At 60.7% G+C, this 3,571-nt stretch carries 3 protein-coding genes; all 3 read left to right on the plus strand.

Annotated features, from left to right (window positions below):
- On the plus strand, positions 1–795 hold a 795-nt coding region (locus AC11W3_RS20990), incomplete at its 5' end, for an IclR family transcriptional regulator (protein ID WP_484093715.1).
- A 202-nt stretch (positions 796–997) separates the two neighbouring features.
- Positions 998–1,303 (plus strand): DUF485 domain-containing protein, encoded by a 306-nt coding sequence (locus AC11W3_RS20995; RefSeq protein WP_484088584.1) that lies wholly within the window; start codon positions 998–1,000, stop codon positions 1,301–1,303.
- 14 nt (positions 1,304–1,317) lie between these two features.
- Entirely contained in the window at positions 1,318–3,282 is a 1,965-nt protein-coding gene (locus AC11W3_RS21000; RefSeq protein WP_484088583.1) for a solute symporter family protein, read from the plus strand.
- Positions 3,283–3,571: the final 289 nt, after the last annotated feature.

Below are 3,571 nucleotides of genomic sequence, written 5' to 3' on the forward strand. Positions count from 1 at the left end.
AACGGAGGGGAGATGCAACATGCTCAGCAGGTCAACGCAATAACCGGAGTATCCCTGGACGGCATACTCGCTGTCCTGGAAATGTTGGCAGAGGATGGCCCGGGCCTCACCGTGGCAGGCATCGCCGAGAGGCTCGGAATCACCCGGGGCGAGACGGTGACTCTCATCGGCGCCCTGGAAAGGCGCGGGATGGTGGAGCGCGATGATCTGGGCGGGTACTCCCTTGCCCTGGTTGCGGTCGGGCGGACGCAGCACCTGATCAACCACGTCAGCATCATCGTACATGCGCGTCCCTTCCTTGAGGAACTGGCCAAGAAACATGGTGAAGCGGTCTGCTTGTCGGTCTTGCGTAACGACGAGGTCGTCGTCCTGGATGTGGCTGAGATATCCCGGCAGGAAAGGGTGGCCACTTTGGTCGGCAAGGGCTTCCCATCGCTGACCACCACGGCCGGCAAGGCCATCCGTGCCCTGCAGTCGCGAGACCTGCTGGAGAAGCTTTTTCGGGGCAGGAAGAGGGGCCTCAAGAGTACCGACCTGGAAAAGCTTTTCGAGGAGCTTGACGGCATTCGGAGCAAAGGGGTGGCGGTCGATGTCGGCTCGCTGGAGGAGGGGATGTGCAGCGTCGCCACTGCGGTGCGGGATTATGCCGGCAAGGTGGTGTGCGCACTGACGGTGCTCGGTCCTTCCTTCCGGATGGTCAAGGAGAGGATTGAAGAGGAGATCGTGCCCTCGCTGGTGGCCGGCGGCGAACTCCTGGCCATGAAGTTCGGCTGTGTGAAAGGGAGTCGTTCCTGACCGGACTTAAAGGGGCACCACGGTATTGGCGGCGTACGGAGGTGGAAGGGCTGACCCCGGAAAGGACCCGGTTTGACGGGGGCGTAAACACATAAAGGAGAGAGGACGGCTGGAATAGCGGAAGGGGGATCCCGACTGGCAAGGATCTGCAGGGAGGGCGAGTGGCGCAACGGATATCTTCCACCACAAAAGGAGCATCTTTATGGCACAACAACACAATTGGGCTGAAATAGCCAAAAGTCCCGCGTTCGTTGAACTCCACCGCAGGAAGAAATACTTTCTTTACGGCTGGTGGGCCTTTTCCGCAGGAAGCTATTTCCTTCTCCTCCTGGGCGCAGGGTACACTCCGGGACTCTTCAGCATCGAGGTCTTCGGCAACATCAACGTCGGTTACCTCTTTGCCCTTGCCCAATTCGTGATTTCCTTTGTTATTGCCATCCACTACGGCAGGGTGGCGGATCGGGACTTCGACCGGTTGACCAGGGAACTGGTTGCCCAGGTAAAATAATGAGGAGTGACGCTATGAAAAAAATTGTCGCATCGTGTATTGTCGCCCTTTCCCTCGGTGCGGTCGCGTACGCCGCCGAGCCCGCGGCCTCCTCCAAAACCGTCGCTGCCGCTGCCGTGACCGGAGCGGCTGCCCCTGTCGCCGCTGCCGCGACCGTCGCCTCTCCGGTAGCTGCCAAGGGTGCTCCCCCGGCGCCTGCCCCGGCGAAGGTCAAGACCAACAAGATAATTACCCTGAGCATGTTCGGCCTGATCATCGGCTGCACCCTCTGTGTCGTCGTCTGGGCGGCGCGGAAAACCAAGACGGCCGCCGACTTCTACACGGCCGGCGGAGGCATCACCGGCGCGCAGAATGGCTGGGCCATCACCGGTGACGTCGTTTCGGCCGCATCCTTCCTCGGCATGTCCGGCCTCATCTCCCTGTACGGCATCGACGGCTTCCTGTACTCGACCGGTCCCATCCTCGGATTCGTAACGATCCTCCTGCTGATGGCCGAACCGCTGCGAAACGCCGGCAAGTACACCATGGGGGACATCCTCTGCGCCCGCGGCAACGCCAAGGCCGTCCGCGCCGCGGCGGCGATTTCCACCGTGGTGGTCTCCGTCTTCTATCTCCTCGCCCAGATGGTCGGCGCCGGGAAGCTCATGCAACTGCTGCTCGATATCCCGTACCGCGTTTCGGTTATCGGGGTCGGCTCCTTGCTCATCGTGTACGTGGTCTTCGGAGGCATGAAGGCCACCACCTGGGTGCAGATCATCAAGGCCGCGCTGCTGATTTCCGCCGCGGCGCTCATCAGTTTCCTCGTCTTCCTCAAGTCCGGGATGAACCCGCTTCGCCTCTTCTCCGATGTCGTGAACAGTCCCAACGTTCAGGACCATGTGCGGATGACCCTGCTGAAGGATCCCCTTCCGGTGCCGGGCTTCGACTATGGAAAGCGCTTCCTTCAGCCCGGACTCTTCCTTAAGAATCCGCTCGACCAGGTCTCCCTCGGCCTTGCCTGGATCCTGGGTGCCGCCGGTCTGCCGCACATCATGATGCGTTTCTTCACCGTCCCCAACGCCCAGGAAGCCCGCAAGTCGATCCGGATTTCCGTCTTCCTGATGGGCATCTTCTTTATCCTGACCACCCTGCTTGGCTTCGGCGCCGCCATCCACATCTCCCCGCAGAAGGTTGCCGCCATGGATAAGGGCGGAAATATGGCCACCCTGCTCCTCGCCCAGTTCCTCGGCGGCGGCGAGGGGTCCATCGGCGGCGACATGTTCCTCGCCTTTGTCTGCGCCGTTGCCTTCGCCACCATCCTCGCCGTCGTCTCCGGCCTGGTACTGGCAGCTTCCGCCGCCATCGCACATGATATCTACGTGAACATCATCCGTGACGGCAAGGCGGATCAGCATGAGCAGGTGAGGGTGGCCAGGATCACCTCGCTGGTCGTGGGCGCCGCGGCAATCTTCATGGGGATCGCCGCCGAAAAACAGAATATCGTCGCGCTGGTTGCCCTGGCGTTCGCGGTTGCGGCCTCCGGGAACTTCCCGGTGATCATCCTGTCCCTGTGCTGGAGGAGATTCAATACAGCCGGGATCGTGTCGGGGATCGTGGTGGGGACTGTTGCCGCCATAGGCCTCGTGCTGGTCTCTCCCAACATGACCTATCCGAAGAAGATCGCCGAGGATGCCAAGAAGGTCGTGGTGACGCTCGAGAAAAAGCAGGCGGAAGGGGTCGCGCTGGCGCCCAAGGATCTGTCGGCCCTGGAGAAGGCGCGCAAGGATTACCAGGCCAACAAGGACGAAACCTCGCTCATGGGGCTCGACAAGCCCCTCTTCCCGCTGAAAAACCCCGGCATCGTTTCTGTGCCGTTAGGTTTCCTTGCCGCCATCTTCGGCTGTCTGGCCTTCAGGGATAGGCGTGCCGAGGAGATGTTCGACGAGATGTACGTCCGCCAGAACACCGGGATAGGTATCGCCAAGGCGATAGATCATTAACTGGTATCGTTGCTCTACCCACCCGGACGGGTGGCAAGGCAGGGGGTGCGGCATAATGCCGCGCCCCTTTTTTTGCGCCCGATGCCCCGGTCATGTCTGTTCAGATAGTCCGCTCCTTCGCTTGCCCTGTTGCCGGGATCCGGTGTGTTTTTTTCAAAGTAAAACAAGGTTGTCTTGAAAGCGGATCGGGCGGAGCCGGTATTTCATTTCGCTGAGTCGGCAAGGCACGACTGGCGTAAGGATCTGACAGCTCTGAGTGTTACCGTAGGTAAGCACTGTAAATAATGGA

Source organism: Geomonas sp. (assembly GCF_056994735.1).